This window comes from Paenarthrobacter aromaticivorans (genome assembly GCF_019038615.1).
In the GTDB taxonomy this organism is placed as follows: domain Bacteria; phylum Actinomycetota; class Actinomycetes; order Actinomycetales; family Micrococcaceae; genus Arthrobacter; species Arthrobacter aromaticivorans.
The window spans coordinates 1-23,519 of the sequence record NZ_JAHOPC010000013.1 but is presented as its reverse complement, the minus strand read 5'-3'; the positions used below and the strand labels follow the sequence as shown (position 1 = coordinate 23,519).

21 protein-coding genes are annotated in these 23,519 nt (G+C 62.7%); 13 read left to right on the top strand and 8 right to left on the bottom strand.

The genetic code is table 11. The features are described from left to right. Positions 1–5: 5 nt before the first annotated feature. Together KSW38_RS18320 and KSW38_RS18315 are read left to right on the top strand one after the other, a co-directional pair. Complete coding sequence (locus KSW38_RS18320; RefSeq protein ID WP_216926373.1) at positions 6–2,231, top strand: S9 family peptidase; 2,226 nt, start codon at positions 6–8, stop codon at positions 2,229–2,231. Positions 2,232–2,260: 29 nt separating this feature from the next. Beyond that, positions 2,261–2,560: a hypothetical protein gene (locus KSW38_RS18315; protein ID WP_216926372.1), complete on the top strand. Its 300-nt coding sequence runs from the start codon at positions 2,261–2,263 to the stop codon at positions 2,558–2,560. 46 nt (positions 2,561–2,606) lie between these two features. Here the strand turns inward: KSW38_RS18315 and KSW38_RS18310 are convergent, their stop codons facing one another. Then, a complete protein-coding gene (locus KSW38_RS18310) occupies positions 2,607–3,245 on the bottom strand; it encodes a TetR/AcrR family transcriptional regulator (RefSeq protein WP_216926371.1) in 639 nt (212 codons plus the stop codon). Between the two features lie 51 nt (positions 3,246–3,296). Here KSW38_RS18310 and KSW38_RS23530 point away from each other — a divergent pair, with 51 nt between their 5' ends. Beyond that, positions 3,297–4,166 (top strand): nuclear transport factor 2 family protein, encoded by an 870-nt coding sequence (locus KSW38_RS23530; RefSeq protein WP_254186677.1) that lies wholly within the window; start codon positions 3,297–3,299, stop codon positions 4,164–4,166. A gap of 81 nt (positions 4,167–4,247) precedes the next feature. Here KSW38_RS23530 and KSW38_RS18295 read toward each other — a convergent pair whose 3' ends face one another. Both KSW38_RS18295 and KSW38_RS18290 read right to left on the bottom strand, forming a co-directional pair. Further along, positions 4,248–5,051: a class I SAM-dependent methyltransferase gene (locus KSW38_RS18295; RefSeq protein ID WP_216926370.1), complete on the bottom strand. Its 804-nt coding sequence runs from the start codon at positions 5,049–5,051 to the stop codon at positions 4,248–4,250. Positions 5,052–5,070: 19 nt separating this feature from the next. After that, positions 5,071–5,454 (bottom strand): DUF7793 family protein, encoded by a 384-nt coding sequence (locus KSW38_RS18290; protein ID WP_216926369.1) that lies wholly within the window; start codon positions 5,452–5,454, stop codon positions 5,071–5,073. 239 nt (positions 5,455–5,693) lie between these two features. Here KSW38_RS18290 and KSW38_RS18285 point away from each other — a divergent pair, with 239 nt between their 5' ends. After that, positions 5,694–7,337: an ATP-binding protein gene (locus KSW38_RS18285; protein WP_216926368.1), complete on the top strand. Its 1,644-nt coding sequence runs from the start codon at positions 5,694–5,696 to the stop codon at positions 7,335–7,337. Between the two features lie 244 nt (positions 7,338–7,581). Here KSW38_RS18285 and KSW38_RS18280 read toward each other — a convergent pair whose 3' ends face one another. Next, positions 7,582–7,755: a hypothetical protein gene (locus KSW38_RS18280; RefSeq protein ID WP_216926367.1), complete on the bottom strand. Its 174-nt coding sequence runs from the start codon at positions 7,753–7,755 to the stop codon at positions 7,582–7,584. Between the two features lie 105 nt (positions 7,756–7,860). Between KSW38_RS18280 and KSW38_RS18275 the strand changes: the two genes are divergently transcribed. Together KSW38_RS18275 and KSW38_RS18270 are read left to right on the top strand one after the other, a co-directional pair. Beyond that, positions 7,861–8,913, top strand: coding sequence for a CDC27 family protein (locus tag KSW38_RS18275; RefSeq protein WP_216926366.1), 1,053 nt, complete (start codon positions 7,861–7,863; stop codon positions 8,911–8,913). A gap of 2 nt (positions 8,914–8,915) precedes the next feature. Then, positions 8,916–10,472 (top strand): putative bifunctional diguanylate cyclase/phosphodiesterase, encoded by a 1,557-nt coding sequence (locus KSW38_RS18270; RefSeq protein WP_216926365.1) that lies wholly within the window; start codon positions 8,916–8,918, stop codon positions 10,470–10,472. A 56-nt stretch (positions 10,473–10,528) separates the two neighbouring features. Here the strand turns inward: KSW38_RS18270 and KSW38_RS18265 are convergent, their stop codons facing one another. Beyond that, complete coding sequence (locus tag KSW38_RS18265; protein WP_216926364.1) at positions 10,529–11,092, bottom strand: GNAT family N-acetyltransferase; 564 nt, start codon at positions 11,090–11,092, stop codon at positions 10,529–10,531. 119 nt (positions 11,093–11,211) lie between these two features. On the opposite strand from KSW38_RS18265, the gene KSW38_RS18260 reads away from it, so the two are divergent. From KSW38_RS18260 to KSW38_RS18250, 3 genes are read left to right on the top strand one after another with little or no spacing between them, the layout of a single operon-like run. Then, on the top strand, positions 11,212–11,679 hold the full coding sequence (locus KSW38_RS18260; RefSeq protein WP_216926363.1) for a hotdog fold thioesterase: 468 nt from the start codon (positions 11,212–11,214) through the stop codon (positions 11,677–11,679). Positions 11,680–11,688: 9 nt separating this feature from the next. Continuing rightward, on the top strand, positions 11,689–13,017 hold the full coding sequence (gene paaK, locus KSW38_RS18255) for a phenylacetate--CoA ligase PaaK (RefSeq protein WP_216926362.1): 1,329 nt from the start codon (positions 11,689–11,691) through the stop codon (positions 13,015–13,017). Between the two features lie 53 nt (positions 13,018–13,070). Continuing rightward, positions 13,071–13,673 (top strand): TetR/AcrR family transcriptional regulator, encoded by a 603-nt coding sequence (locus KSW38_RS18250; protein WP_216926361.1) that lies wholly within the window; start codon positions 13,071–13,073, stop codon positions 13,671–13,673. Positions 13,674–13,917: 244 nt separating this feature from the next. On the opposite strand, the gene KSW38_RS18245 is transcribed toward KSW38_RS18250, so the two are convergent. Next, entirely contained in the window at positions 13,918–14,325 is a 408-nt protein-coding gene (locus tag KSW38_RS18245; protein ID WP_216926360.1) for a VOC family protein, read from the bottom strand. Positions 14,326–14,611: 286 nt separating this feature from the next. On the opposite strand from KSW38_RS18245, the gene KSW38_RS18240 reads away from it, so the two are divergent. From KSW38_RS18240 to KSW38_RS18225, 4 genes are read left to right on the top strand one after another with little or no spacing between them, the layout of a single operon-like run. Further along, positions 14,612–15,967: an MFS transporter gene (locus tag KSW38_RS18240; RefSeq protein WP_216926359.1), complete on the top strand. Its 1,356-nt coding sequence runs from the start codon at positions 14,612–14,614 to the stop codon at positions 15,965–15,967. 36 nt (positions 15,968–16,003) lie between these two features. Then, the gene (locus KSW38_RS18235; protein ID WP_216926358.1) at positions 16,004–18,220 is read left to right on the top strand and encodes an arylsulfatase; all 2,217 of its coding nucleotides are present in this window, start codon (positions 16,004–16,006) and stop codon (positions 18,218–18,220) included. A 4-nt stretch (positions 18,221–18,224) separates the two neighbouring features. Then, positions 18,225–19,196, top strand: a complete 972-nt coding sequence (locus tag KSW38_RS18230; RefSeq protein WP_216926357.1) for a nucleoside hydrolase — start codon at positions 18,225–18,227, stop codon at positions 19,194–19,196. After that, positions 19,183–20,208, top strand: coding sequence for a LacI family DNA-binding transcriptional regulator (locus KSW38_RS18225; protein ID WP_216926356.1), 1,026 nt, complete (start codon positions 19,183–19,185; stop codon positions 20,206–20,208). The genes KSW38_RS18230 and KSW38_RS18225 overlap by 14 nt, the downstream gene beginning before the upstream one ends. A gap of 81 nt (positions 20,209–20,289) precedes the next feature. On the opposite strand, the gene paaZ is transcribed toward KSW38_RS18225, so the two are convergent. Together paaZ and KSW38_RS18215 are read right to left on the bottom strand one after the other, a co-directional pair. Then, positions 20,290–22,389: a phenylacetic acid degradation bifunctional protein PaaZ gene (gene paaZ / locus KSW38_RS18220; RefSeq protein WP_216926355.1), complete on the bottom strand. Its 2,100-nt coding sequence runs from the start codon at positions 22,387–22,389 to the stop codon at positions 20,290–20,292. Positions 22,390–22,603: 214 nt separating this feature from the next. After that, the gene (locus KSW38_RS18215; RefSeq protein WP_216926354.1) at positions 22,604–23,308 is read right to left on the bottom strand and encodes a tyrosine-protein phosphatase; all 705 of its coding nucleotides are present in this window, start codon (positions 23,306–23,308) and stop codon (positions 22,604–22,606) included. Between the last annotated feature and the right edge of the window lie 211 nt (positions 23,309–23,519).

The window sequence follows — 23,519 nt, the reverse complement described above, 5'->3', positions numbered from 1 at the left end:
GCCATATGAGCCACACTTCCTCCGCGCCTGCCGCTGCCCCTGCCAACGGTTCAGCACCCCGGCCGCCCGTTGCCAAACATGTCCCCAGCCGCCGCGAACACCACGGCGATGTCTTCGTGGACAACTACGAGTGGCTCCGGGACAAGGAATCCGCAGAGGTAGTGGACCATCTCAAGGCAGAGAACGCCTATCAGGAAGCTGTGACGGCCCACCAGGAACCTCTCCGCGAAGCAATCTTCCAAGAGATCAAGGGCCGTACCCAGGAAACCGACCTGTCAGTACCCAACCGCAAGGATGGATGGTGGTATTACAGCCGTTCGGTGGAGGGCAAGGAATACAGCATCCACTGCCGCGTGGTGGCACAGAATACGGGTGACCCCGTAGCCGACTGGACTCCGCCGTCCGTTGAGCCGGGCGTGGAGATCCCGGGTGAGCAGGTGCTTCTGGACGGAAACGTGGAAGCCGAGGGCCAGCCGTTCTTCAGCGTCGGTGGCGCTGCCGTGACCATCGACGGCAACCTCTACGCATACGCGGTGGATAACTCCGGCGACGAACGCTTCACCCTGCGCATCAAGGACCTCCGGACGGGCGAACTGCTGCCGGACGTCATCGAGAACATCTTCTATGGCGTGGCGTTCTCCCCGGACGGCACCCGCCTCTTCTACACCGTGGTGGACGATTCCTGGCGCCCTTACCAGGTCAAGGCCCACGTATTAGGCACGCCGGTTGCCGAGGATGAGGTTCTTTACCAGGAGGACGACGTCGCAATGTGGCTGGGCTTCGATCTCGCCTCGGACCGCCGGCACCTTGTGCTCAGCATCGGCTGCTCGGAGTTCAGCGAAACCCGGCTGCTCCGCTTTGACGATTACGACGCCGGTCTCAGCACAGTCATTCCTCGCGAGGAGCACATTCTTTACGAGGCCGAGCCTTTCCTCCTGGATGGCCAGGAAACCCTGCTCCTGACCCACAACAAGGACGCCATCAATTCAATGGTGAGCCTGGTCGACCCGTCCGAGCTAACAAAGCCGCTGACAGAGCAGCAGTGGCGGACCGTCGTCGAGCATTCCGACGACGTGAGGGTCAATGGCGCGGGTGTCACGTCCACGCACTTGGTGCTGTCCGTCCGGAAGGACACCATCGAGCGTGTTCAGGTGCTGCCGCTCGCGGGCGTGGGCACGCCGGAGCAGGCCTCGCCAGTGGAGCCGGCCTTCGACGAAGAGCTCTACACGGCCGGTGTTTCCAGTTCCGATTACGAGGCCCCCGTGATTCGCATGGGCTACACCTCCTACTTCACACCGTCCCGCGTCTACGACTTCGTTCTGCCCACTGCCGGGCAGCCCGCGGGCCAGCTACTGCTGCGCAAGGAAAGCCCGGTCTTGGGCGGCTACTCCCCACAGGATTATGTGGCGGCCCGTGAGTGGGCAATCGCCGACGACGGCACCCGGATTCCGCTGTCCGTGCTGCGCCACGCTTCGGTACAGCAGGACGGCACGGCCGCTGGCTTGGTGTACGGCTATGGCTCGTACGAGTTGAGCATGGACCCGAGCTTCGGGGTTGCGCGGTTGTCGCTGCTGGACCGCGGCATCGTCATGGTCATTGCGCACATTCGCGGTGGCGGGGAGCTGGGCCGCCATTGGTACGAGGATGGGAAGAAGCTCACCAAGAAGAACACCTTCACCGACTTCATCGCAGCCACCGACTGGCTGGCCGGCTCGGGCTGGGTGGAACCTTCCCGGATTGCTGCCATGGGTGGTTCTGCTGGCGGCCTGCTCATGGGTGCCATTGCCAACATGGCTCCGGAAAAGTATGCGGCGGTGGTGGCCCAGGTTCCCTTCGTGGACCCACTGACCAGCATCCTGGATCCAGAGCTTCCCCTGTCCGCCTTGGAATGGGAGGAGTGGGGCAACCCGATTACCGATCCCGAAGCCTATGCCTACATGAAGTCCTATGCACCGTACGAGAACGTTCGCAGCGTGCCCTACCCCAAGATCGCAGCCGTGACGTCCTTCAACGACACCCGCGTGCTGTACGTGGAACCGGCCAAGTGGGTGCAGGCACTGCGTTCGGCATCCACTGGCTCGGAACCGATCGTCATGAAGATCGAAATGGACGGCGGCCACGGCGGAGCGTCGGGCCGGTACGTTCAGTGGCGGGAGCGGGCGTGGGACTACGCGTTCGTTGCCGACTCACTGGGCGCCACGGAACTTCTTTCTGGAGCGGGGCTCAAGTAGCAGTGGAACGGGAACATGAGGCGCTGCGCTTGGCAGCGAGCCTCGTTGCCGCCTCCCTTGCCCCTGGCGCTTTGAGTTTCGCTGAAAGGCTCCTCGTTCCGTTCCCTTGGCTGGGTTTCCTGCCGCATAGCCAGCGAGAGCAATTTGCAGCTGAAATTGTGGAAGTAGCTCGCGCCTGTGCTGCTATTTCGAGCTTTGAAAGGTTGTTCGTCGTTCTGGCTGAGTGGAGGTCAACGGCTGAGGCTGTCGCTTCCGGATACACGCCCGATGACCAGCTTGACTGGCTGGACGAGTCCGAAGCCGTCGACGATCCCCGAGCCAGCGAGTGACGCCCGGGAAGGAAGCAGTCCCTCGCCCACACCTGGGCATTAGTTGCTACTCCCGGAGGAGCATGCTGATCCACATCGCAGCAAGCCAGTCCGCGAACCGTTCATCGGTCCAGCCGCGCTGCCCTACGAACCGGCTCCAGAGCGTGCCGTCCATGGTCGCGAACAGGACATCGCGGCATTCCTCTTCCGCAACGCCAAGCTGCCCGGTGGCGGCCGCGGCGTGTGCGTAACGCGTCGCCACATCCAAGCGGCGGTCGGCCCATTCGGTGAGCATGGCGACGGCGTCGGGCTCGCTCGCAGCTGCTCCCGTGAGGGCTTCAAGGAGCGGGGCAATCCGCCGATTGCTCGCTGTCACGAATGCGGCGTGGCGTCGGATCCGGGCGCGCAGGTCCGGCTCGGCCAGGATGGCCTGCATCTCCGCCCTGTCGTATAGGGTCACCTCGGCCTCGTCGCCGCGGAAATCGACGTACCAAACGTGCCGGAGCAGCGCAGCTTTCGTGCGAAACGCCGCGTAGACGGTTTCGACGGCGACACCCGCCCGCTCAGCCACCTGCTTCATAGTGGTCTGCCCGTATCCCTGCGAGATAAACAGCTCGTTCGCCGCCGTGATGATGCTTCGCCGAGTCTCCGCAGCCTGCTGCTGGCGGCGGGTGGAATCGTACGGCCTCTTGATTTTTGCGCCCATTGGATGCATTCTAACAGTATTCAAAACAGTCTCACTGTAATGGAGTTGGTCATGTCTACTGAGACCGATGTTTTCCTCGCTGAAATGGTTCCGAAGCAGCGAGCCGCGGACGGCGCAATCCACGATGGCGACGCCGGCCCGCGTCTCGCGCTGTGGTCGCAGAACGATCCGCTCACGCTCTTCGGTGCGAGCCTCAGCGGTAGCGGCCGGGCAGAGCTTGAGCCCATGTTCCACAACGTCGCCTCGTGGTTCTCGCACTCGGATTCGTTCGATCTTGAGATCATCGCAGCCGGTGCTAGCGCGGACCTCGCCTACACGGTCGGCTACGAGCACACCACCACCACTGTCGATGGCACACCGAGGAAGTACAACTTGCGGGTGACCCACGTCTATCGTCGTGAAGACGGCACTTGGCGGATTGTGCATCGTCACGCGGATTTTCCGGCTGAAGAGGCCCGCGTTCCGTTGTCCTCTGGCCGGACTGGCCCCATGATGGGCGAGCGGCAGGCCATGGGAAAGGAGACCAAGGCCTTCCTGGCCGAGATCCTGCCGAAGCAGCGGGACATGACGGTTGCCCTGCACAAGGGCGACGTAACAGCACGCATCGCTCTGTGGTCGCACACTGACCCAACCACCCTGTTCGGTGCGCACGTCTCCGGAGTGGGCTGGATCGATCTGGAGCCCAAGTTCCGCCGGGAGGCCACCCGGTTCGCCGGCGCCACCGGGTTCGAGTTTGAGGTTGTCGCGGCCGGTACCAGCGGTAGCCTCGCCTACACCGTTGGGTTGGAGCACAGCCACGCCGTTGTTGATGGCGTCCCGGCCGACTACACGATGCGAACGACGCACGTTTACCGCCGCGAGGACGGCGCCTGGCGGATCGTTCACCGGCACTCGGATCTTATTCCAGTTCAACATCCCTGATGACCCCAGTGCCGCTCCTTGCGGTGGCGCGCGATGCTCGCGGGCGCGTTGTTAGCGGGAGTGGTGCCCAAGCGCGCGGTGTTACCGGGCGCGGAGCAAGGCGAAGTATCCCGGAATGAGGTCCGGGTCTGAAGGATTGCTCAGCGGCCGGGTCTCGATGCTCGTCGCGCCCTCCTCCAGAAGGTTCCAGTCCGCCGTCGGGAACGCCTTGGCGCGCTGGGCGGCGCCGAAGCGGCCCGGCATCGGCAAGCCCTTGATGGCCCACTCCAAGGGGGCAGGAATGGAGTCGCGCGTCGCGCCGAGGTGGCTAACGTAATCCACGGGGGTGCCGGGAAAGTTGGTTTCTGCCAGGAACACGCTGCCGCGGGATCCGACGACGGGCAGCAGGTTTGCGGCCAGGGCCGCCCTTCCTTTGGAGTCCAGGACGTGCAGTACGCCCCGGATGAACACGTTGGCATCGCCCGTCCAGCCCGCAGCTTCCAGGGCCGTCACGACCGTCCGCCCAGCGTCAGGTGCCGTCATATCGCGCACAGCGAATGACGCCGTCGTGATGTCCCCTGACTCTTGACGTGCACGGTCTACGGCGTTCGCGGAGTAATCGAGCCCAAGGGCGTGGGGGAAATGCTGGGCCAGGAGGCGTGTGAAGCTGCCGTTGCCACACCCCACGTCCACCATCGGGAGGGACTGATCCATCCGGGCAAATTTGGGCAGGTAACCCTCAAGTTCATGAGAGCTGCCGGAGTCCCACAACACATCCCCGGTTGCCCCGGTGGACCGGACGTTGCCCCAATAGCGATCCCATGCTGTGAGTGGGTCCTTGGGCGCGGCCGAGGAAAGCCTGATCAGGCGAGGAATAAGCAGGTATTTCCGGAGCGCGGAGAGCATGCTCCAAATATAGGTGGCGCTACTGCTCTTTCAACCAAAGCAGGGCTTCTGTTTCGGACGTGAAGAATCTGGTGGGGCACGGCGGTTTCATGATCCCAATGAAGAAATTGGCGATGACCCTGTCCACGGGAGACGAACCCCAGAGGGCGATCCGTGAGGCCTGGCAGGGTTTGGCGAACACGGAACGGGCGCCCCTGGTGACGTCTGCCGTTGTGGCCATGTCCACAATCATCGGGTGGCGCGCCTCACCGCAGATCTCGTTGACCCGGTCCATCGCCCGTTGCGCGTCCGCCTGCTGGATCCTGGAACCGCGTGGCCACGTTAGCCGGAGGATTCCTGAGTCTTCGAGTTCCAGCTCGAACGTCACCTCTTGGTGGTCTTGCGGTGCTGCTGGCTGGCTCACTGATCTCCTTGGCGTTTCCTCGCGGACGGCAGGAGGACGAAGCCTCCCCCTGGGCTTTCACCCTCTAGGCTGCCGAATCCGGCTCCGAATGTAAAGGCTCTCTTCCCCGACGCAATACCCCATGCGGCGACGTAAATGAGCACGAATTGCCCCTACTGGGCCGCAGCCCGCGGTGGCGCTGATAGTGTGTTGCCAAATCTGGAATTACGGTGAACGAACGTTGTAACGGAGGGGGCTCAGTGGGTAAGAACGGGGCCGATGTGCAGCACGTTTCCCGCTCCGCCGTCGTGGCGGATTCAGACGCTGATCGCTTGGCCTTAACGACGGTTGCGCTCAAGGCCGCAGGGTTCAAAGTTTTCACCGCTGCAGATGCCGCGTCTATGGCCGCACGGCTGGAAACCGGCAGTCCCGCTGTACTGGTGCTGGAGAACTCCCTGGCACATGGCCTTCGCAGTCCTGGCGTTCCAGTGCTGCTGCTCCTCGATGCCGGCGAATCCCTGGACCTCGAAGAAGCCCAGGCGTGGGGCGTCGTGGACTATGTGATCAACCCGGTGCGTGCCGATGAACTTGTCTACCGCGTAGAAACCTTGATTGGCAGATCCCGGGAGCGTGCCCGGTCCCGGGGAGAAGTAGAAGCACTCCGCGAAAGCCTCCGGAACGTGTCATCCGCCATCCGGCAAACCAACGATCCCCAGCTCATTGCTGACCACGTGGTGAGGGGTTTCGGCGAAGCCCTCGGCGTGGACCACGTCTGGTTTGCGACCTTCCGGGACGAACGCGTTCCCTCGATCCGCGCCCAATGGAACCGCCCCGGCACGCCGATGCTCCCCGCCAGATTGGGCGACAGCGAGAAGCTGATCGTCGAGGCAGCCAACAGGCTATGGGCCGAAGCTGACGTTCTTGCTGTGACCGACCACCGAACCCAGCCGGAATCCAGGATCACCCAGGCGCTGAAGGAATGGTCCTGCGAGCTCAACCCGGTCTCGTCCGTGCTCCTACCTGTGGGCGAAGGTGGGGCAGCTTTGGGAATCATCCTTCTCACCACGGTGGAGGAACGGCACGAGTGGACCCGGCCTGAGATCGCATTGATGCAGCACGTCGCCGGCAATGTGGCGCACGGACTCATTCAGGGTCACCTCATCAGCGCCCAGCAACGCGTGCTGCACCAGCTCAGGCAGTTGGACAAGGCCAAGACGGACTTCCTGGCGACGGTGAACCATGAACTCCGGACGCCCCTGACCTCGATCACGGCCTATCTGGACATGATCAGGGACGGTTCGGGCGGCCCTGTTCCTGAGGGCATCAGCAAGATGCTGGATGTGATCGCCAGGAACTCCGACAGGCTCCGCCGGCTCATCGAGGACATGTTGACGGTGTCCATGCAGGACGGCAGCAACCTGGACCTCAAACCTGTGGACATTGCCAAGCTCCTCCAGGTGGTGGTGGCCACCCTGCGGCCTCTGGCAGAGTCCCGGCACGTGGCTGTGTCCTTCACTGAGGGAACCGAGGACGTGGAGGTCACCGCCGATGAAGCCAAGCTGGAACAGGTCTTCACCAACATCGTGGCCAATGCCATCAAGTTCACCCCGGCAGGTGGACGGGTAGGCATCACGAGTTCGATGTTTGCCTCGGCAGATGGTGGCCGTGCAGCGCTGGTCAAAGTGGCAGACACAGGTTTGGGCATCCCCGAACACGATCTTCCCCACATCTTCACGCGGTTCTACCGCGCCTCCAACGCCACGGCAGCTGCTGTTCCCGGAAGTGGCCTGGGGCTGGCGATCGCCCAGGACATCATCAGCCGGCATATGGGGCGGATGGTCTTCGACTCAACCTTGGGCTCCGGGACTACGGTGTCGGTCGAGTTGCCGGTAGGCGGTCCCTAGGGGCCCTGAACGGTCCCCGAAGGGCCCGTTGACGCCCTCAAATTACCAGTTGACTGCGCATTCCTTGCCACTTGACGGCCTCGTGACGCCATGAACCCTGCCATGACAGGCCGGTCAACCGTTGGCCGGAACCTGACCCGCAAAGTCACTAATCCGCGACACAGTCCGCAACAAAACTGATGCCCCGAGCAATGGCCCGAGGCATCAGTTTGAGTCATGTGGCCTTGAAAGGCGCTCCCCCAATTTAGTTCGGCCACCAACCTATGGTGGTGGTTTCCGTCTTGGTGGTAGTGCTGTTCGGCCACCAGCCGATTGCCGTGCTGTTGCTGTCCTGCGAAGGCTCGGCATTAGCCGGAGCAGCGAGCCCCGTTACTGCCAGGACTGCTGCCATGAGCAGTGTTGCCGCAAATTTCTTCATCCGCTGTGCCCTTTCATACTGATGCGAATTACCGGTGTGACTTGAATAAAGTCACGAGACAAACTATACGAGCTTTTCTTCTTCAAGGACATGGATAATGGGCACATGCAGAGTCCACAATTAACACCCCATCTTGTAGCCGGACTCAATGCGCGCACAAAATGGAAAGAACGGCACTTTGACGAGGCCTTTCGCTTAGCCGGTGAAGCTGCACAGCTTGCCGCTGATGCCGGGGATGAAGTGTCCTGGTGGAACATGCGTTACCTGCAGGCGGAATGCCTCCGGGACCAAGGCCGGATCGATGAATACCTGGCATTGGCACTGGAACTGAACGAGCACGAGCTCACGGCGTCCTCACCTGAGCTTGGGGCCAAAGCCGGGACCATGGTTGCAGTCGCCCTGCAGGGGCTGGGGCGTCTGGCGGAGGCCGCTGCCATGGCCGCGGACGCTGCCAAACTGGCGGCCCGGGACGCGGACCTGGTGTACGTGCAGATCCTCGCACAGCGTGCACTCATTGCCTCCCTTGCCGAAAGCCGCTTGCTGGACGATGCCTGGCGTGAGTGCTTGGAGCTGGAATCCCTACTGACCGAAGACATTGACGAAGACACCGCGGGCAAGGGCTACTGGGTGATCGGCAATGTCGCCTTCCTGGCAAACCGGGTTGAGGATGGCAGCCGGTACCACGATCTTGCCTCCGAACGGCTGTCTCCATCCAAGGACGTGGACTTGTGGGCCCGCTTCAATCGCGCCTCGGCGGAAATGCGTCTTCAGGCCCGGCTGAGTGATGCCGCCACGCTCCGATGCATTGAGCGGGCCGAGCTCGCCACAGACATCGTGGGCGGTTCCGAGCGGGACCATTTGGAAATGTCCCTGGTCCGCGCCCACTGGAACTATCTCAACGGCGACATGCATGAAGCCCTCACCATCCTTGAGCCCTTGTGCGCGCGGTCTTCCATCCTCGCCACCCAAACCTCCGCGGAGTCGCACTTCCTTCTGGCCAGAACCTTGCTTGCCTTGGGCCGTAGGGAAGAAGCCGTGGCGACCTTCAGCGAAACCGCAAGCCTTTTCGATCAGGCAGCGCTGCCTGATCGAAGCTCGGCCGTTCGCGAGTACCTCCGGGATATGGTTGATCAGCGAGGCGAACCGCACGGGGAGTGACCATGTCCGAGGAAAACTCGAATGCCGCATCAGATCCACGCCTGGGGTGGCTGCTTGATGGCATCGTCAGGCTTGCCGCGGGAGACCTGAACACCAGGATTGAAATTTCTGATGCCCGCGACGAGATCGACGCCGTGATCATGGGTACCAACCTCCTTGCCGAGGACCTCCAGATTGTCTATGAAGAGCTGGAGCAGCGGGTGGCAGCCCGCACCCGGCAGCTGCACGAGGCCCACCGCGAAATGCAGCATATGGCCATGACCGATCCCCTCACAGGCCTTCACAACCGCTCCGCCTTCGCCGCCGCGCTAGCCGAATCCCTCGACCGGGACCCCAATGGCAACCAACGGCCAGGCATCTTGCTGATGGACATGAACGGCTTCAAGGGCGTCAATGACTCCCTTGGCCACAGCATCGGAGACAAAGTGCTGGAAACGGTGGCAGCCCGCATCAGCGCTGCCGTCCGCGAGGAGGACATGGTGGCCCGCATGGGCGGCGACGAATTCGCGGTCCTGCTGCAGGACGTTACCCCGGCCAAGGCGGCTTCCATCGGTAATCGGATCCTCGCTGCCATGGACGATCCGATGGAGATCGACGGCCAGCACGTACGATGCGGCGCCAGCATGGGCCTTCGGATGGCAGATCCCGGCAAGAGCGCCGAGGAACTGATGATGGAAGCGGACATCGCCATGTATGAATCCAAGGCGGATGGGCGCGGAAAACTGAAGGTTTTTGACGCGGACATGCTCCTTGCCCGGCAACTGCGCAACCAACTCGTGGGTGAGCTCAAGGAAGCGATCGCCGGTTCGCAGCTGGTGCTCTACTACCAGCCAATCATCCGCTTGGACACCCGGGGAATTGAAGGCGTCGAGGCCCTGGTCCGTTGGAACCACCCCACTCGCGGCATGATCATGCCCGATGAATTCATCCCCATTGCCGAGGAAACGGGGATGATTTCCGATCTCGGCGGTTGGGTGCTGCGCACCGCCGTCGAGCAGTTGCAGCGGTGGCGCAGCGACCCCCTGACGGGGCGCCACGACTTCAACATGCGCATCAACGTGTCCGCCGCAGACCTCCAGCGGCTGGAGTTCGTGGAGGACGTCCGCGAAGCCCTGACCTCGGCCGGGCTGGACCCCTCGCTGCTGGTTCTGGAGCTGACAGAAAGCGCTGTCATTCAAGGCAACGACCTTGACCGCTACACGCTGAACAGCCTCCGACGGCTGGGCATCGAGATGGAGATCGACGACTTCGGCACCGGCTACTCCTCCATTGACTACCTCCGCCGCTTGCCCGTGCACGCCGTCAAGGTGGACCGAACGCTCCTCTCGGCACTCGGTAGCGACCCCGCGCAGCCCGCCCTCCTCGCGGCAGTCCTGCAACTCATTCGGGCGTGCGGCCTCGGTGCCGTGTGGGAGGGAATCGAAACGGCCGAGCAGGCAGACTTCCTGCTCAGCATCGGGTGCACCAGCGGGCAGGGCTACTACTTCAGCCGGCCGTTACCGGAAGCACAACTTACCGAACAGCTGAAGCACCACAAGACCTGGCCGATCCAGGATTAACGCACGACGGCGGTGGGCTGGCTTGGGTCTGCGGCCTGGTGGCTGTTTCGGCCGTGTCAGGCGCCCTTTTGGCGCGCCCGCCATTCGGAGTCGAGGATCGCATAAATGTTCTCGGTGGCCCACTGGCCTTTGTAGTGCCAGTTGTCCACAAGCGTGGCCTCCAGCCGCATCCCCAAGCGTTTGCATATTCCGGCGGACCCCGTATTTAGCGCGTCGAGTTTCGCGTCTATGCGGTGGAAGTTCAACTGGCCGAACGCCAACTTCATGACGGCCTCCGCCGCCTCCGTGGCGATTCCCTGCCCCCTGCCCTCGGGGTGGAGGATCCAGCCAAGCTCAGCCTGGCCTGTTCCCTCCAGCCATTTCAGCACGATCTCGCCCATGAGTCCCGGGCGGTCCTGGCGTTCGATGGCGAGGCAGGCCCAGTCGCCTTCATGCATGAACTTTGCATTCGCGTAGCGGCCCAGGACCTCCATGGATTGCGTCTTGCTCAGTTCGTTTCGGAACAGGTACCGGGCGGTTTCCGGCAGCGACTGATAGGCGTGGAACCGCTCAAGGTCCTCGGCCTCGAAACGCCGCAGAATGAGTCGTTCGGTCGTGATCGGAAGCTCAATTTCGGGCATGTCTACGAGGCTACTAGCCTCGTCCAAATCCTCGCCCCGAGCTTGTCCAGCCTTGACAGTTGGGCCGAACTGGGATTACCTAATGAACATTCGGTAAAAAAAGCTGGAGGCAATGACGCATGGTTGAAACAACCCTCTCCGGTGCAACGCACCACATCCTGACGAACGACTACGCGTCTGAATGGATGGGCATTGAGGTCCTCAAGATCGACGACGGCCATGCCACCATCCGCATGCACCTCCGCCAGGAAATGCTCAATGGATTCGGAATGGCCCACGGCGGAATGATCTTCGCCTTCGCGGACACAGCCTTCGCACTGGCCTGCAACCCGGCCAACCCCACGCCGAAGCAAGCCGCCAACATCACGGTGGCGTCCGGCGTCGACATCAACTTCATCAAGCCCGCGTTCGAAGGCCAGGTGATTACCGCCGTCGCAAACCGTCGCGCGAGTACCGGCCGCAGCGGCCTCTACGACATCCAGATCTACGCGGCTTCACCCGGCGCCGCGGGCGCCACCCCCGATCAAGATCCCGGAGAACTCATTGCAGAGTTCCGGGGCCGCAGCCGCACCATCTCCAAGAAGTAGGAACTCCAGATGACCCAGAACACCGTCGCCGCTCCCGCCGCCCCCATCTTGGACCGCGAAGAAACGATGTCCCGCGACGAACTTGAAGCACTACAGCTCAGCCGCCTGCAGCACACGGTGGCCTACGCCTACGATCGCGTGCCGCTGTACAAGCGCAAGTTCGATGAAGCCGGCGTGCACCCCACCGACCTCCGCGAGCTGAGCGACCTCGGCAAGTTCCCGTACACCACCAAAGAAGACCTCCGCCTGGAGTACCCGTTTGGCATGTTCGCCGTCCCGCAGGACCAGGTGGCACGCATCCACGCGAGCTCCGGCACCACCGGGCGTCCCACCGTGGTGGGCTACACCAAGAACGACCTCGCCAACTGGGCAACCCTGGTGGCCCGTTCCCTGCGCGCCTCCGGGGTTCGTCCGGGCATGAAGGTCCACAACGCCTACGGTTACGGCCTCTTCACCGGCGGCCTCGGGGCACACGCTGGAGCTGAAGCGCTCGGTTGCACGGTCATCCCGATGTCCGGCGGCCAGACCGAACGCCAGATCCAGCTCATCCAGGACTTCAAGCCTGACGCCATCCTGGCCACCCCCACGTACCTGCTGACCATCGCCGACGCGATGGCGCACCAGGGCATCGACCCCACGTCCACCTCACTCAAATTCGCCGTGCTGGGCGCCGAGCCGTGGACCGAAGAGATGCGCCACGAACTCGAAACCACCATGAACATCAAGGCCTCGGACATCTACGGGCTCTCCGAAGTCATGGGCCCGGGAGTGGCTGGCGAAGCTGTTGAAACGCAGGACGGTTGCCACATCTGGGAGGACCATTTCCGACCCGAAATCATCGATCCGTTCGATCACTCCACGGTCCTGGGCGATGGCGAACCCGGCGAATTGGTCTTCACGTCCCTCACCAAAGAAGCGCTGCCGATCATCCGCTACCGCACCAAGGACCTCACACGCCTGCTCCCCGGAACCGCCCGCCCGGCCCACCGTCGGATGGGCCGCATCACCGGCCGCAGCGACGACATGATCATCCTGCGCGGCGTGAACCTTTTCCCCTCCCAGATCGAGGAAATCGCCCTGCGCATCCCCGAGCTTAGCCCGCACTTCCAGCTCGAAATCACCCGTCCCGAGGGCAAGCGCATGGATTCGCTGACCGTGAAAATCGAGAGGCGCGAGAACGTCCCCGCAGAGACAAGCACGACGGCGGCCCGCACCTTGCGCGAACAGATCAAGATTCACGTGGGGTCTTCTTGCGTAGTTGAAGTTGTAGACCCCGGCTCCCTTGAGCGTTCCAACGGGAAGCTCCGCCGGATCTACGACCTGCGGCCAAAGGGCTGACATGCGGCGTCGCTGAACGGCAGCCCGTCTAGAGATCGTGAGAAAATGCCACCATGCCTACTGAGACAACCACCAAGCGCGGACGGCCCGGTTACGACCAGCAGTCGGTGCTCCGCGTCGCCGTCGACGTCTTCAACCGCCACGGGTACGATGCAACGTCCATGGGCATCCTGGCGGAGAACCTCGGGATCTCCAAGTCAGCCATCTACCACCACGTGCCGTCCAAGGGCGATCTGCTGAAGCTCGCCCTAGACCACGCACTGGGAGGTTTGGAGGCGATCCTCGACGAGCCCGCCGCCACCTCCGGGCCGGCCGATGCGAGGCTCGAGTTCGTGCTCCGGCAGACCATCGCGGTGCTGGTTGACAGGCTGCCGTTCGTCACCTTGCTGCTGCGCTTGCGGGGAAATACCGAGATCGAACGCGACGCCCTTGAACGCCGGCGCGCCTTCGACCACAAGGTTGCCGCACTCATCGCCGCTGCCCGGCAAGACGGCTCCCTGCGACAGGACATCGATCCCCGCACGGTCACCCGGCTCTTGTTCGGCACGATCAACTCGATCGTGGAGTGGTACAAGCCAGGCGGGTCACTCTCCCCCGAGAAACTAGCCGACGACGTCATCAGCATGGCATTCGACGGCCTCCACACCGCCGCCTGACGCTCTCTCACATCCCGACGCCTTTTCCCGGTTCCTCTCTCACACCCCGACGTCTTTTCCCGGTTCCTCTCTCACACCCCGACGTCCTTTCCCGGTTCTTCTCTCACATCCCGCGGGTCTTTTCCCGGTTCCTCTCGCACGTCCCGACGTCTTTTCCCGGTTCTTCTCTCACATCCACGCCCATAGACGCGAAACGCTTCCCCGCGCGATGCGGGAAAGCGTTTCGCGTTTGTTGACTTGACGTTCAGAGCTGGTATTCGGCCTGCTGGCCAAGAGTTTCATGGATGCAGAGCACGTTGTTCTCGGTATCCATGAACCAGGCACACTTTTCGGCGTCCGTGGTGCAGATATGGTTCTCCGTTTTGATGTCGGCTTCGTCGTAGTCCTGGAAAACTACGCCTTTTCCTTCCATCTCCTGAACCAGACGCTCGATGTCGTGTACCTCGAAACTGAGGGCGGTGTGACCGGAGTGCTTACCGTCCGTAACTGGCAACAACTGCAGCATGGGACCGCCGTCGTAGCCGAACAAATCATTTCCATCCCAGGTTCTGCCGCGGTGCGGCAAGCCGAGCTTCTCCGCATAGAACATGCGGGCACGGCTCATGTCATCGACGGGCAGGACAGTAGTGGCTGTGTTGAGGGCTAGATGCATTTGGGCCACCTCCTACGCAGAAAATTTTACGCCCGGAAGGACCCCCGGGACCTTACAGAACCGGGATGTGAGAGAAGAAGCGCCAAAACGCGTCGGGAGATGATAGAGGAACCGGGAAAAACCCGCAGGATGTGAGAGAGGACCGGTTTTGAGCCTCACGCACACCCCTTGACACGCGTGACGGGCATCACCTACCTTTATGAGATCGATCCCATCCATACATTGCTTTCGTTGGGGACATGAATGAGATCGATCCCAAAGATACTGTTAATCGACGAGGACTAACATGAACGCCCCACATTCGAAGCGCCCGTCCACGGCTCCACGCAAGACATCGCCGTGGACCGCCGCCACCGCCAGCACTATCGGTTCGGTGCTGGAGTACTACGACTTTTTCGTCTACGGCCCTATGGCTGCGCTCGTCTTCGGAGCAGTCTTCTTCCCCAGTGGCGATCCCGGCCTTGCCTCAGTCCTCTCACTGAGCACGTTCGCCGTCGGATTCGTTGCAAGGCCGCTTGGCGGCATCGTCATCGGCCACCTGGGCGATCGCGTTGGTCGTAAGAAGATGCTCCTCTTCACCTTCTTCCTCACCGGCCTGGTTACTGTAGGCATCGGGTTCCTGCCCACTTACGCGCAAGTGGGCGTGTGGGCACCGATCATGCTGGTCTCGCTCCGTTTCCTCCAAGGAATTGGCCTCGGCGGTGAGTGGGGCGGTGCAGCACTGCTCGCCGTCGAGCATGCACCCGAAGCCAAGCGCGGCTTCTTTGGCAGCCTCGTCCAGGCGGGTGCTCCCATTGGCGTCATTCTCTCCAGCGGCGTCGTAGCCATCCTCACGGGCACACTATCCCGGGCAGACCTGCTCGCCTGGGGCTGGCGCATCCCGTTCCTGCTGAGCGTCGTTCTGGTGATTTTTGGACTCATCCTGCGTCTGAAGATCACGGAGACCCCGGACTTTGAGAAGACCGTGGCGGTTCCCGCCGCCAAGGAAAAGCTGCCACTGATTGTGGCGCTGCGCCGGTATCCCAAGCAGATCCTCGCCATGATCGGCGTGCACGTCAGCGATACAACACTCGGCTTCATGCAGGGCGTCTTCATCATCGGTTTCGCCACAACTACCCTGGGCATCAGTCCCACCGTGGCCTTGATGGCCAACATTGCGTCCTCCATTACCAATCTGATCATCACGCCAATTTCAGGCATCATTTCCGACCGTTTCGGCCCACGACGGGTCCTGGTCACCGCCACCGCGGCCTTGGCACTCTGGGCCTTCCCCATGTTCTGGCTCATGGAGACCAAGAGCGTCCTGGCACTGTTCCTGGTGATGTCCGCCAACGGCCTGATCGTTGGAATGCTCTTTAGCCAGCAGGCCACGCTCTTTGCCGCGGTGCTGGATCCGAAGGTCCGCTACACGGGCATGTCCATTGGATTCCAGGTAGCCACTGTGATCGGCGGCGGCTTTGGTCCGCTGATCGCCCAAGCCCTCCAGAACAACGCTGGCGGCGCCACCTGGAGCATCTCCGGATATCTCATGCTCGTGGCGCTGATCGCCCTCGGTTGTGCGCTGTACCTGACATCCCGCAAGACCCGGCTGGCCAACGTTTCCCAGCCCTCCCCCGAGTCCGTGGCTGCTTCCCAGCTCTAAAGCCATCTCGTCCCGAAACAGAACGGAACCGCAGTAATGCAGCACGAATTTCTCGGCCGCATCGGCACCACAGTTGCCGAATCCGAGGCTTGGTGGCCCGAGCAGCACGGAGCCAACGGCTCACAACCCAACATTCTCATGGTCATCCTTGATGACACGGGATGGTCCGATTTTGGCTGCTTCGGCTCGGAAATCAACACTCCCGCAATCGATGGACTGGCCGGGCAGGGACTCAGGTACACTAATTTCCACGTGACCCCGCTCTGCTCCCCCACAAGGGCCAGCCTGCTCACGGGCCGCAACAACCACTCCGTGGGCATGCGCTTCCTGGCCGACGCGGATACTGGCTTCCCCAACTCCCGCGGCTGCGTTCGTCCGGACGTGCCGATGCTCCCGGAGCTGCTCCGAAGCAACGGCTACGGCACCTTCCTTGCCGGTAAGTGGCACCTGGCGCCCCTGAACGAGCTCACCCCCGCGGGCCCTTTCCACAACTGGCCCCTGAGCCGCGGATTCGACCGCTTCTACGGGTTCCTCGACGGCTGCACTGACCAGTACTCCCCCGAACTGATTGCCGACAACCACAGCATCCAGCCGCCGGACCGGGACGGTTACCACCTCAGCGAAGACCTGGCCGAGCAATCAATCCGCTTCCTCAAGGACCACACCACCTACCGTCCACACGCTCCCTTCTACCTGCAGCTCGCGCTGGGGGCCACACACGCTCCTTTCCAGGCGCCCAGGGAGTACATCGAAAAGTACATCGACGTTTTCACCAAGGGCTGGGACGCCACCCGCAGCGATCGGCTGAAGCGGCAAGTGGAACTGGGCGTGGTTCCGGACGGTACAGCGCTGACGGAACGCTTGGCAGAGGTCCGGGCATGGGAGGACTTGGACAGCACCGAACAGGACGTCTTCACCCACTTACAGGCGGCTTTCGCTGGCTTCCTGGAGCACGCTGATGCCCAGATTGGGCGCGTTGTTGAGGCGCTGAAGGCCATGGACCTTTACCAGAACACCATCGTCCTGGTGATGTCGGACAACGGAGCTTCCCGCGAAGGCGGCCCCACAGGCGACGTCGATTGCAACGCGCCGTACTCGGGTGTCCGCAGGCCCGCCGTCGAGCAGGTCAGCCTGCTGCCGAAGCTCGGCGGTCCCCTGGGTGGCGCGCACTATCCCGAAGGATGGGCCATGGCTGGCAACACGCCGTTCCGCCGCTACAAGCAGTTCGTTGACCTTGGTGGCGTTCGTTCGCCGCTTGTCGTTTCCTGGCCCGCGGGGATCAAGAAAGCCGGAGAAGTCAGAGGCCAGTTCCTGCACGCCATTGACATCATGCCCACCTTGCTGGAGGCCGCGGGCATAGAAACGGATACAACGTTCGACGGCGGATCGGCAGTTGCGACGTTCGTCGACGCCAAGGCGAAGGAACCCCGCGAAACGCAATTCTGGGAGATGCTCGGCCACCGGGCCATCCGCCAAGGCAACTGGAAAGCCGTCACAGCCCACGTTCATGGCGAGGACTACAGCCGGGACGACTGGCGCCTGTACAACACCCGGGAAGACTTCGCCGAGGCGCACGACCTCGCAGCCACTGAACTGGAACAGCTGCAGGCCTTGCAGGAACTGTGGTGGCAGCAAGCGGAGCGGGTGGGGGCCTTCCCCTTGGATGACCGTACCTTGGTGGAACTGCTCACCGCCCGGGGTCCCGCTGGCTTGGTCAATCGCAAGGAGATCGTCTTCCGGCCGGGGCAGAGCCACATTCCCCTGGCCAGCGCGATCACGGGCAGCGACCGCGCCCTTGAGTTCACGGTCCACCTGGAGGACTTCAGCCCGGGCATGGAGGGAGTCCTGGTTTCCAGCGGCAATCAGCAAGGCGGCTACGTCCTCTACGTTCGCAACGATGTCCTGATCTTCGAGCACCATGCCTTGGGCGTCCGCGATGTAGTGAAGTCGGACGTCGTGCTGCCCACCGGACCGCAGACCGTGGGCCTACGCCTCACTCCAAGAGACGACAAAGCCGCGCTGGCGGAGTTGCTTCATCAGGACGAGGTGGTTGCGGCTACAACCATCAGCGCCACATCAAGCCACCTGTCGTTCTGGGGAATGGACATCGGCGCAGACCCGGTCAGTACGGTTTCCGCGGAGTACGAGGCACCGTTCGCCTTCCCCGAGGCAGCGATGGACCGCGTAGTGTTGCGGTTCAGGGACACCCCGGACCTTGAGGACCTCGCCGAGCTCATTGAATCCACGGAGTAGAAATATGCGACAACTGATTCTTGATGTGGACACCGGGGTGGACGACGCCCTCGCCCTGATGCTGGCCGCTCGTCACCCCGGCTGGAACCTCCGGGCCGTCACCTGCGTGGCGGGAAACACCAGCCTGGAAGGCGTGGTCCGCAACACCCTGACGGTCCTCGAAGCCGTCGGCGCAACCAGTGTTCCAGTGGCAGCAGGGGCCGCCAGGCCCCTGCTCGAAGAACCCCGCGACGCCGGCCACGTCCACGGCGGGGACGGGCTGGCCGATCTTGGCTGGGTACCGTCGGCCAGAAAGCCCGAGGCGATTCACGCCGTCGAGCTTTTACGCCGCGAGATCCTGGCGAGTCCTGAGCCTGTTGTCTTGGTGCCGCTGGCCCCGATGACGAACATCGCGCTGTTGCTGCGGACGTATCCTGAAGTCGCGGCGAACATCGGGCAGATCGTTTTCATGGGCGGTTCGGCGGCCGTTGGCAATGCCTCGCCGGTGGCCGAGTTCAACGTGTGGCACGATCCCGAGGCTGCCCAAATCGTGATCAGCAGCGGCCTGCCGATCACCATGTATGGACTGGATGTGTTCTATTCCGTGGCGATCGAGGCACCCGACATTGAGCTGCTGAGGGAATCGGACGACGCCGGATGCCGGCTAAGCGGTCACCTTCTGACCCATCTGGCGAAGGTCAATGCGGATGACTTCCGGCTGACCTCGCCCGGATCGGCGGGCATCGGCGACGCTGGTGCTGTGTGCGCCGTGATTGATCCGGAAGGCCTGGTGACCCATCGCCACCGGGTTGAGGTCAGCCTTTCGAACCCCCTGACCCGGGGGCAGACCGTGGTGGACCGCAGGACGAAGGCCTCGGAGGCAACGCTCGCGCACGGCTACCTAAGCCGGGACAGCATTGACGTCGCTCTCGGTGTTGACGGACGTCGCTACGCATCGCTGTTTCTCGATACCATCAGATCCCATGACGGTAAGTAGCGCGGCACCAGCAACCATGCTCGATGTGGCGCGGGCGGCCGGCGTCTCCCGCGCTACGGTTTCGCGTGTTTTTACAGCGCCATCTTCTGTTGCAGAGGAGACGCGCACCAAGGTGATGGACGCCGTCGCGCAGTTGAACTATGTGCTGAACAGCGCGGCCCGCAGCCTGCGCAGCGGTCGTTCCAACACCATCGCGCTGTTGGTGGGCGACATCGCCCAGCCGTTCCACAGCCAGCTCGCCAAGGCCGTTGCCCACGCCGCTGAAGGGCGCGGATACAGCGTCCTTCTCTGCGACCTGGACCACAGCATCACGCGTCTGGAGCGGCTTCTCGAATCCCTGCCTCTGCAGGGTGTTGACGGGGTCATTCTGGCAACGGGTGACGACATCGATACCGACGCCGTGCGGGCTGCGATCCGCGAAGCCGAAGAGCGCGATACGAAGGTCCTGCTCGGCACTCCCCAGCTGGCAGGGATCGCGACCTTGGTCATGACCACGGATTACGAATCCGTGGCCTATCAAGCCACCAAGCACCTGCTGGACCAGGAACGATGGCCGGTTGCCCTGCTGGGCGGGGGTGCGTCGTCGGTCCTTTCTCCGCTCCTGAAGCAGGGCTATCTGCGGGCCTGTTCAGAAGCCGGGCACTCAGCGGCCGACGCCATGCTCGCCGTGACGGAGTACAGCACGGACGCCGCCCGCGCAGCGACACAGGGCTTGCTCTCCGGCCCCGTCCGCCCGGAAGGCATTGTGGCCTCCAGCGTATCCGTAGCTTTGGGGGCAATGTCCGCACTGGCCGACGCCGGTTTGGGAGCCCCGGGGCAAATTGGCTTGGTGGCCTGCGAAGAAGTCCTGTTGGCCGAGCAATTGCGGCCCAGGCTGACGACTGTGGGGACCAAACTCGATCTTCAGGGCGCTGCAATGGCGGACGCGTTGATCGATGCCATCCAGGGCAATTCCGCCGAGAGCCAGGATTGGGTGCCCCAGTTGAATCTCCGGGAATCCAGCGCCCGGTAAATAGCAACGCGGGGTCACTTAGGGCCCATGTTTGCTGTGAACATGGGCCGCAAGTGACCCCGCGTTGCTTCTACGTTGGGGTTACTTTTCCACGAGGGTCAGGACGTCGTACGTTGCTACGATTTCATCGTTCTGGTTGGTGAGCACGGCGTCCCAGGCAACCTCGCCGTATTCGTCAGTCTCGCGGGGAGTGATCTTCTTCGCGGTCAACGTGACGCGGATGGAGTCGCCGGCAGCCACTGGGGTTATGAAGCGCAGGTTCTCCAGGCCGTAGTTGGCCAGAACGGGACCCGGCGCGGGCTCAACGAACAACCCGGCAGCCCAGCTCAGGAGCAGGTAGCCATGCGCGACGATGCCCGGGAAGAACGGGTTCGCCTCGGCGGCTTCCTGGTTGGTGTGGGCGTAGAACGTATCGCCCGTGGAGTTGGCGAAGGCCGTGATGTCCTCGAGGGTCACCTGGCGCAGATCGGAACGAACGGCGTCGCCGATCCTCAGCGTCGAGAGGTGCTTCCGGAAAGGGTGCTCGCCTTCGGTTTCCACCGTGAAGTTGCGGTCAGCACCCGTGTGCCATTGACCGGTGACGGCGGTGAGCATGTTCGGCGAGCCCTGGATCGCGGTGCGCTGCATGTGGTGCAGGACGGAGCGGATACCGCCCAGTTCTTCGCCGCCACCTGCGCGGCCGGGACCGCCGTGGACCAGGTGCGGTACGGGCGAGCCGTGGCCGGTGGAGGACCGGGCGTCCTCGCGGTTAAGCATGTGGACGCGGCCGTGGTGCGCTGCGATTCCGAGTACCAGTTGCTGTGCCACGGAAGGATCGTTGGTGCACACGGACACCACCAACGAGCCCGAGCCCTTGGCAGCGAGGCGGATGGCGTCAGCGAGATCCGAGTATCCGATCACAGAGGAGACGGGGCCGAAAGCTTCAAGCGAGTGGACTTCTTCGGCTTCGGCGTTGGCCCAGTTGAGGAGCACTGGAGACATGAACGCCCCGTCTTCCACGACCCCCACGGCACCGCCAACCGAGGTGACCGACGGCGAATCGAGGGATCCGTACGCAAGCTCACCACCGGCGTCGAGCATTGACTGAACGGCCGCGCGGACGTCCGCGAGCTGCTCCAGCGAAGCCAACGCGCCCATGGTGACACCCTCGGCACGAGGATCACCAACCACCACGCGCTCGTTGATACGGGCTCCGATGGCTGCGGCGACCTCGGAGGTGAGTTCCTTGGGGACGATCACGCGGCGGATGGCGGTGCACTTCTGGCCGGCTTTGACGGTCATTTCAGTGACGACAGCCCGGACAAACGCGTCGAACTCCGGAGTGCCGGGAACGGCGTCGGGGCCAAGGATCGCGGCGTTCAGCGAGTCGGTTTCGCACGTGAAACGGACGCCGCCCTGGACCACGTTGCGATGGCCCTTCAAGGAGTTGGCAGTAGACGCCGAGCCCGTGAAGGAGACGAGGTCGCGGTAATCCAGTTCGTCCAGGATGGTCCGGGCAGACCCGGAAATCAGCTGAAGGGAGCCCGCGGGCAGGATGCCGGACTCGACGATCGCCTTGACGGCGGCAGCTGCAACGTAACCCGTTGGCGTGGCCGGCTTGACGATGGTTGGAACGCCGGCCAGGAAGGCGGGCGCGAACTTCTCCAACATGCCCCAGACAGGGAAATTGAAGGCGTTGATCTGCACCGCAACACCAGGAATACGCGTGTAGATGTGCTCGCCGGCGAACGAACCGTCCTTGGACAGCACCTCCATCGGGCCGTCCACCACAACCTGCGAGTTGGGCAGTTCACGGCGCCCCTTGGATCCGAAAGTGAAGAGAACGCCAATGCCGCCGTCGATGTCGATCATGTTGTCGATCTTGGTCGCGCCGGACTGCGACGAGGACTCATACAGCTCTTCACGCCGGCCGTTGAGGTACATGGCAAGCTCTTTGAGCTTGAGCGCGCGCTGGTGGAAAGTCAGCTTGCCAAGTTCCGCTTGGCCCGTGGTGCGGCCATGATTTACGACGGCGGCAAAGTCCAGTCCGTCGGTGCTGACGTTGGCCAGGACTTCTCCGGTGCTGGCATCACGGACCGGGACGGTTTTGGCATCAGGAGCGGGCGTCCACCAGGCATCCTGGACATAGCTGGGGACGGTTGCAACGGCTGTGGTTTCCGGGGCGACTGCGGTAGTGGTCATCGTCGACGGGTCCTTCCAAGGCACGTGAAATCGGCTCGGTCATTGGGTCTGCGGGACCGCAAACATTACTGACCGGCCGTTCGGTAATATATACAGGGTACATGAATGCCCGGAGGAGTACAGCAGCAATTTTCGCGACGCTCTCTCACATACCGCCCCATTTGGGCCATCGTTCTCTCACATACCGCCCGGTTCGGGCCATCCTTCTCTCACATCACCGCAGCTTGGCGCGGATCGCCGTCACTTCTGCGTCCGTGACTCCATTCCGCGCCAGGAACGATTCGACATCCAGCGAACCCAAGAATGTCCGCACGCCCGCACGTTTGTGCTCCAACCAGGCCTCAAATTCCTCGCCCGAAAGATAGGGATCGTGCGCATGCGGTGCCCCGTGAGTTCGGTGCCGTTCATTAATCCCCCGGGCCGCAAGTTCGTAGCCGCGCAGGATTTCGTCATCACCTATACCGGCTAAACGTTGCAACATGAGTGCGATCACCCCGCTGCGATCCCTGCCGGCCGAGCAGTGAATCACAACCTTGCCAGGCGCGGCCGCGATGGCTTTGAAGACCGCCGCAATCTTTCCCGCAAACAGCCTCACATAGTCGCCATACTGTGCCGGATCCTTCAGATACGGGCCGAAGAGCTCGCCGAAATGGCTATGGCCAGGGTCCTCCGTGGGGCAATGTACGACGTCGATCCGAGCCTTCACGTCGTCCGGCACCTCGGGATCGGTGTCGCGTTGCCGCCGCTCGCCCGAGGCGCGCAGATCGATGACAGTGCGGACGCCGTCGTCGTACATTTGGCGCCAGCCGACTTCGGTAACCCACTCGTGGCGACCCATCCTGTACACGTCCCCCGCGATCCGCCAAGCGTTCACAGCGCCATCCCAGTGGACGCCTAACTGCGGAGCTGTCCCATCCATAGGAGCCAGCTAAGCACATTCGTCCGCAGTGATGTGATAGAGGAACCGCCGAAAAGGCGATGGGATGTGAGAGAGGAACCGCCCTAAAGCGCAGGCTGTCAAGCTGTGTGGAGTCAGTGGGTTGGTTGTTTGTTTGGTTCGGGGAGGTTGATTCCTACGTAGGTTTGCGGTGCTGGTGTTGTGGGGCGTTGTCGGAATCGGTGTGGGTATT